Annotated in this window: 3 protein-coding genes; 1 reads left to right on the forward strand and 2 read right to left on the reverse strand. The window is 68.6% G+C overall.

The features are described from left to right. Positions 1–190: 190 nt before the first annotated feature. Entirely contained in the window at positions 191–1777 is a 1587-nt protein-coding gene (locus I6A60_RS40360) for a trypsin-like serine protease (protein WP_203014914.1), read from the reverse strand. Here I6A60_RS40360 and I6A60_RS40365 point away from each other — a divergent pair. Continuing rightward, complete coding sequence (locus I6A60_RS40365; protein WP_203014916.1) at positions 1761–5816, forward strand: TIR domain-containing protein; 4056 nt, start codon at positions 1761–1763, stop codon at positions 5814–5816. The two genes, I6A60_RS40360 and I6A60_RS40365, sit on opposite strands and share 17 nt — an antisense overlap. A gap of 342 nt (positions 5817–6158) precedes the next feature. Here I6A60_RS40365 and I6A60_RS40370 read toward each other — a convergent pair whose 3' ends face one another. Further along, a complete protein-coding gene (locus I6A60_RS40370; RefSeq protein ID WP_203014919.1) occupies positions 6159–6956 on the reverse strand; it encodes a hypothetical protein in 798 nt (265 codons plus the stop codon). Between the last annotated feature and the right edge of the window lie 405 nt (positions 6957–7361).

Consider the following 7361-nt stretch of genomic DNA (forward strand, 5'->3'; position numbering starts at 1 on the left):
TTGTGACGGTTGGTGAAAGTGATGATCCGATCGACATCAAGGTGGTCAAAGCCCCAGGCGACCGCTGCGGTCGCGGGGGCGGGGGCGGGGCGGGGGGGCCCCCCCCCCCCCCCCCCCCCCCCCCCGCCCCCCGCCCCCCCCCCCCCCCCCCCCCGCCGCCAGAACCGGCCGGTAGGTCGGCGGTCAGGGTTCAGGGAGTCAGGGGTTCCGCGTCGGCCGTGGGAGTGCAGCTGGAGAAGTCGTTGGTACCAGCCGCAGACTGGCTGCCGTCAGCGAGGGCGGTCCCGTCGACATCGACGTTGGTGTAGGGGCCGCCGCGGGCATAGAGCTCCCAGCGGATTACAGCATGGGGCCGCTCGAATCCGGGTTCACCATCAAGCCGGACGTCGTACCACCCGTTGTCAGAATCGAGGACGCAGTCATGTGACCGCGTCTCCTGGCCGGCGCTGCCAGGGTCACCCCAGATCGCGATTGTCACCGGGCACTGACCCTGGTTGGGTGGGCAGCGGACCTTTGCGGCGGCGATCGGCTTGCCGCCGGCCGCTATGGGCAGGTTGACGTCCTGCTGGACTGAGGCCTGGTCGGCGCCATTCCGGTTAAACTCCAGGAAGCAGTCGCTGTGATAGCCGGCGTCTGGGCGGCAGTACACATAGTTGTTGTTGGCCCGGTCGAGCATCCTGAACCAGCGCCAGGAATCACCGCCCTCCTCGAAGCCGGCCGCCTGGAGCACATTCCCCGGCTCACCGGGTTCTGGCGGGGCGGTCGTCGGATATCTCAGAACGGTCGTCAGTTCGGACGCCAACCAGACGCGGTTGTAGTAGTACCTGGGGCCCTGAAGAAGAAACTTCCCTGTCGCCTCGGCGACGCCCACCTGGACGAATCCCGCGTCTGGGTCGCCGGTAAGCAGCGGGCCGCCGCTGTCGCCGGGGGCCGAGTGGCCTTCGGAGGCGACGGTGGCCATCAGTCCTCGGAGGCCCGGGGTCGAGACAGCCGTGTCGGTCACCTTGACCGTGGCGCGACGCAGCTCCGCGCTGATGACGTGGCCGCCGTTGTCGATTGCTCCCCAGCCGACGGCGGTCAGCTTGGAACCTGCCTTCCACAGATCGGACTGGTCAGGCGTGGCGAGCCGGACCGGGGTGATGCCACGGACCGGACGGTTCAGCTTGAGCACGGTCATCTGCTCGCCGGAGCTGCCGAACTCTGCGTCATTGTGGGTGTAGGTGTCGATGACCGTTCGGCGCTCGCCGCCGCGATCCCGATCCTTGTTCAGGACGCCGAACACGACGAGCATGTCGGCCAACTTCGAGCGCTCCGGAACGCAGTGGCTGGCTGTCAGAGCGAGGTCTGGCGCGATCAAGCTGGCGGTGCAGAGACCGTCATCCGTTGTCAGGTGCCCGACGAAGGCATAGGGATTCGACGCTGGCACCGCGTCGCCGGCGTAGCCTCCGGGAACTGGCGTCCCGCCGACGATTGCCTGGGCCGAACCGGCTGTGAGGCCGATTCCCAGTAGCACGATAGTGCTAGCTACGGCGAGGAATCTGAACGTTCGGCGTCGGTGCGCGAGCCCGCCACCGAAACCTCGGCCGCGCAATGAACTAAATGAATAACGCACATCGTCCCCCGTCGTCGATTGTGCGGTATGTGGGTACCGTAGCATCTCGCCACACGGGTCGGAAGGCGATCGGGTATGCACGGGCCGAATACCTCGGCCGACGCCTGCGCGGTCGTCGCCAGGAGACGTGCGAGTGTACGGGGGCGGTATGGCAAGGGTCTTCATCAGTCATGCGCGGGCGGATGTCGCGACTGCACGGTCGTTCGGGCAATGGCTTGCGGGGCTGGGCCACGCCGCGTTCCTGGCCGCTGACCTGATCGGCGCCGGCGAGGATTGGGAGGACCGGCTGCTCGCGGAGCTACGCGCGGCCGATGCCGTGGTCTGCTTCGTCTCGGAGGATTTCCTCCGCTCCCGCTGGTGCATCGCGGAAATCGCCACGGCGCGGGCTCAGGGGAAACGCATCATCCCGCTGGGCCTGGGCGCCGAGCCGACGAAGGTGCCGACGCTGGAACGCCTCCAGCGCATCAACTGGTCACGCGACGAGGAGCAGGGGCGTGCCCGGGTGCGGACGATCCTGCTGGCCCTGGACGGTGCCGGCGGGATGGGCTGGCCGGACAACGCCGCGCCCTTCCCCGGGCTGCGTCCCTTCGACTGGGACACCGCGTGGGCATACGTGGGGCGATCCGCCGAAGTCATCATGCTCGCCGAGTCGGTCCGGCAGAGCGTGCCCGTGGGCCATGAGGAGATCCTGCTCGTCGTAGGACCGTCGGGCTGTGGCAAGTCGTCGCTGGTCCGGGCCGGGCTGGTACCGATGCTGGCCGCCGAAGAGGGCTGGTGGGCGCTGCCGCCGGTGGTGCCGGGGCAGGACCCGGTCGCGGCGCTGGCATCGGCGATGGCACGGGCGAGCCTCGACGGCGGCCCACCGCTGACGTCGACCGCGCTGGCCGCACGGCTGCGGGCGACCGCGCCGCACAGCATCCGGGACGCCGTCACGGACGTTCTCGCGGCCATTCCGCGGCCCGGGCACGATCGGCCGCTGGTCATCGTGGATCAGCTCGACGATCTGCTAAGTCGCACGCCGGCGCCAGAGCGGGCGCGTTTCGCCGCCGTGTGCGCGGCGCTGCTCCGCGCTGGGGGGCGGGTGGTCGGCACGCTGCGCTCTGAACTTGTCGAGGCCTGGCAGACTGCCCCCGAGTTGGCCGGGCTGGCGACTCGGCTATTCCCGCTCGCGCCGTTGGTACCCGGAATGCTGCCGCAGGTGATCACGGAGCCCGCTCGCCGCGCTGGCATCACGGTGCAGGGTGACCTGGTCGCCGCGCTCGTGTCTGAGACCGGAAGCGGCGAGGCGCTGCCTCTCCTTGCGTATGTCCTGGAGCAGCTGAGCCGCGGCCTGCATCGAGGCGACTCGCTCTCGATGCGGCAGTACGTGGCGCTCGGCGGCGTGGCGGGCGCGTTGAGCAACCAGGCGGACGCGGCCTTGCAGGCCCGGGTTGACGCTGGGCGGTCCGAGGGCGACGTGCTGACCAACCTGCTCACGCTCGTCACGCTCGACCGCGACGGCCGGCCCGCTCGACAGCCGCGGACTCGCGACGAACTATCGGGGGAGGCGTGCGCGGACCTCGATGCATTCCTTGAACGGCGCCTCCTGACGTCTGACACAGTCGACGACGCGCCGGTGCTGACCGTCGCGCACGAGCGTTTCCTCACTGCGTGGCCACCGCTCGCGCGGCGGATCTCCGACGAGGCGACCGCGTTGCGCACGAGCGCGGATCTCGACGCGGCGGCACGAGAGTGGGAGCGGCTCGACCGCCCCACCTCGCACCTTTGGGAACCCGCACGAGTCGAGCTGGTGACCGGGCCCACAGCCCGTTTCGGCCGGGTAGCCCAGCGAGCGCGCCGGTCGCCCGATCTCTCGCCCGCCTCAGCACGGTTCGTCGACGCGGTGCGGGCCCGCCGCCGACGCCGACGGCGGCGCGCGGCCAGCATCACCGCGGCTGTTCTGTCCGTCATCCTGGCCGCGGCGAGCGTGGCCTGGGTGCAGCGCGGCGACGCCCGCGCGGCCGAACGCTCAGCCATCGTCGAAAACCTGATCACCCAGCTGGCGGACGTACGCGGTCGCGACCCTCGGCTCGGGATCGCGCTGGGCTTGGCCGGAGTGCGTGTCCAGGATTCCCCGGCCACCCGTGCCGCCCTGCTAGAGACACTCGCGGGCACGAACTACCGGGGAATGCTGACCGGGGTCAGCCAACCGCGGTCGCTCGCGGTCAGCCCTGACGGGAAGGTTCTCGCGGTCACCAGCTACAACGGGACCATCCAGATCTGGACGCTCGGCGGCCCTGGAGGCCCCCGACTGGCCCGGACCCTGACCAATGGACATGTCGGCGAGGTGACCGACGCGGTCATCACACCGGACAGCCGGACCCTGATCACCTCCGGTGCCGACCAGTACATCCGGGTATGGGACATCTCCCAGCCGGCAGCGGCCCGGGGCGGCGGGCCTTCGCTTGAGGGGTTCGTGGAGCCGGCGTCGGCGTTGGCGCTTAGCTCCGACGGGCGGATGCTGGCCGGCGGCGGTCTCGACTCGCGGGTGGTGCTCTGGGACATCTCCGATCCGGTCCAAGCCCAGCCACGGGGCGAGGTGCTGATGGACAACGAGCAGATCACCAGCCTCGTCTTCGGCCCAGCGGACCGGACGCTCTATGCCGCGACCTCCAGCGGAGCGCTCGCGACCATCAAGGTGATTGGTACGGACGGACCCGACCTGGTCGGTCCGCCGCTCACCGTCACGAGCGCGGTAGGCCTCGAAGGGCTCGCTGTGACGCCGGACCGGCGGATGCTCTTCTCCACAGGCCGCGACGGGCGGCTACGGGTCTGGAGCCTGGCCGACCCTCTGTCGCCCAAGGTGATTACCACGGTCCCCTTGGCGCAGCCCGGCGGGGCACTGGCGCTCGCTCTTGCACCCGATGGCCAGCGGCTGGCTACCTTCGGCGACGATGGGACGATCGGGCTCTGGGACACCACGGACCCAGTGCGCCCGGCCCCGCTGGGAAACACGCTGACGGGCCACGAAGCGCCCATCACCGCCGGTCGGTTCACCCCGGACGGAAAGACGATCGTCACAGCGTCCAATGACGGGACCGTGCGCATCTGGGACGTCGTCGGGCAAACCCAGCCGCGCGTAATCGGGCCCGCCCTGCCGACAAAGGAAACGGGGACGAGCGTGGTTGCGCTGAGCCCAGACGGGTCGGGGCTGGTCGCGGCGGGCGACGAGCTTAATGTCTGGACGCTCGCGAACGGCCACGCCACCTCATTGACGGGAAACCTGCCCAGCCACTCTGACAGCGTCACCGACCTCGAGTTCTCCCCGAAGGGAGATCTGGTCGTCACGGCAAGCCTCGACGAGACAGCGCAGCTGTGGCGGGTGTCGAAACCGTTCCGCCTCAGTCCTGTCGGCACACCCCTGACCGGGCATCCTCGCGGCTTTACCGCCGCCCGCTTCACGTCGGACGAAAAGACGCTGGTGACCGCAGGCAATGACCACACCGTGCGGCTGTGGGATATCAGCCGACCGGACCGGCCCGTTCCGATCGGGCAACCATTGACCGAGGCGAGGGATCCCGTCCACGGTCTCGCGCTCAGCCCCGATGATCACACCCTGTTCGCGACCACGACACTCGGCGATTTGCTTCGCTGGGACATCCACGATCCGGCGCATCCGAAACTCCTCGGAAAGCCTTACCACCTCAGCGATGACCTCGACGCAGTTCAGCTCACCCCAGACGGCACGACGCTGGTGACCGGACGACCGAGCGGCTTTGTTGACATCTGGAACGTCAGGGACCCTGCACGCCCCGCGCCGCTTGCCGTCATCGCCATCCCGGGACAACCACGAGTTAGAGTGAACAGTATCGCGATCTCCGGCGACGGGACAACGCTCGTCGCTGGCGTCGACGGCGGCAATGACAGCGACGGCACGATCCACTTGTGGGACATCGAGGACCCTGCGACTCCACGGCAACTCGGCGCGGCCATACCGGCGGACATCGGCCTCGCTACCAAAGTCGCGCTTACTGCGGACGGCACGACGCTGACCACTATTGGCCGCTACGGCCAGGTAAGCCTCTGGCAACTCGATGGGCTGAAAGATCTACGCGCCCACCTGCAACTACAGGCCTGCGCACGCCTCGACCAGAACGTCCTCACCCGCGAAGAATGGCGCAAATACTTGCCGCCCCTTCCTTACAACCCCGGCTGCGGTGGTTAAAATCCATCATGAACCGTCACACAGACGCACAACTCCGGGATTATCATCCAGCCAAGGTGCAGGGGTCGATCCAGCAGTGTCCAAGCCGGTATCCGGGTTGTGCCGAATGGTCGCAACCAATCGACCTTGACTGTAGGTTTTTGGAGGTGCGGAGCGCCTCGGCCCCGCGTTGGTTACATGCCAACCGGGAAACCGACCGCGCGAGTGGTTGTCGCTCTGGGGTCTCCTCGAAGAACAGGTCGGCGAACTCTTGGATCTGGTCGTCGGCAGGGCCCGTCACGACAACCATCTTCGCGTTCCGCCCAACCGGCGTCGTGACCACGTCTCCCCCAGCAGAGCGTTCTACCCGGCGGTGAGCAGAAGCTCTGGATCACTTGAGCGGTCGGTGAGGCGGCTGCGGCTGTCGTCCCTGAGTTGCGCGACGAGGTCGCGGGCGGTGCGGGTGCCGATGTGGAGGCGTTTGCGGAGGGTCTCTGCGGAGATCGGGCGGTGGTGGGTCTCCCAGTGGTGGGCGTCTTCGTCGCGGGCGCGGCGAACGAGATCAGGATCGGAAACGCCAGCCTGGCGCCCGCTCTGGCCGCCGCCCGGTGCTGCCCGCACGGGCTGCGCCCCGATCCCCCACGTGCGCGCTTCGAGTTGGGGGCCAGGAACGGCCGGTGTGCTGATCGGGTGGGCAGCGGGCAGGTCGGCCGGACTGTGGACGATCGGCCCGGTCTGCAAGCCCTGGAGCAGGTCGGGGGCGATATGGGACCAGCCGATGAGCAGACAGCATCCGACGGCGTCGAAGGCCGCGCGGCCGTAGTGGCCGCCGAGGATGGGCTGTGCGGTGTTCAGGGCGAGCGTGACGAGGCTACAGAAGATCAGCAGACGTTGCGCTGGGCGGATCTGTGAGGGCGTGGCGCCAGTCAGGGCGAGTTGGCGGGTCGCCACAAGCAGGGCTACAACGGAGAGATCAACTGCCGGCGCGACCAGAGGTGCGATGTAGCCGGGAACGCCGAGCCGGAGACCGAGTGCCCAGACGTTGCCGAGCCCGAACAGGAAGCTCAGGGCGACGACGACGGCGATCAGCAGGGTGACGGCGCGGAGGGCGAGCGGCTGCGGGGCCTGGTTGGCCGGGGGAGTGGTGGGCGCGTGGTTCACCGGACCGCTCCCGCCCTACCTGGGTGTACGAGGTCACCGGGCAGGGGTACCGGCGGTGGGGCAGTGGGTCGAGTCACCCCAGCCCCCTCGCCCGTTACTGGATTCCCCGCGTAGGGAACAGACGACGCGTTCGAGCGGAGGTGTGCTGCAGTGGGTCGTGTCGCCGACCGCGTTGGGACGGCTTGGTGTGCCCCGTGTGTGCCCGGACGTCCCAGACAGGTCCGGCACAGACTGGCGACGGGCGGCAGTTTATGCCTGTAGGGTCCGGGCAGAACGACATTGGTTATCATTGGTTGACACCGCCTAACAGTAGGGCAGCGGAACTCTTAGAAGTTGTCTCATGTGGCCAGTTTCTTCCAGCAGGTCAGTGCGGCTGCGAGGCTGAGGAATCCGAGGAAGTTGTGG

This window comes from Frankia sp. AgB1.9 (genome assembly GCF_016786355.1).
Classification (GTDB): domain Bacteria; phylum Actinomycetota; class Actinomycetes; order Frankiales; family Frankiaceae; genus Pseudofrankia.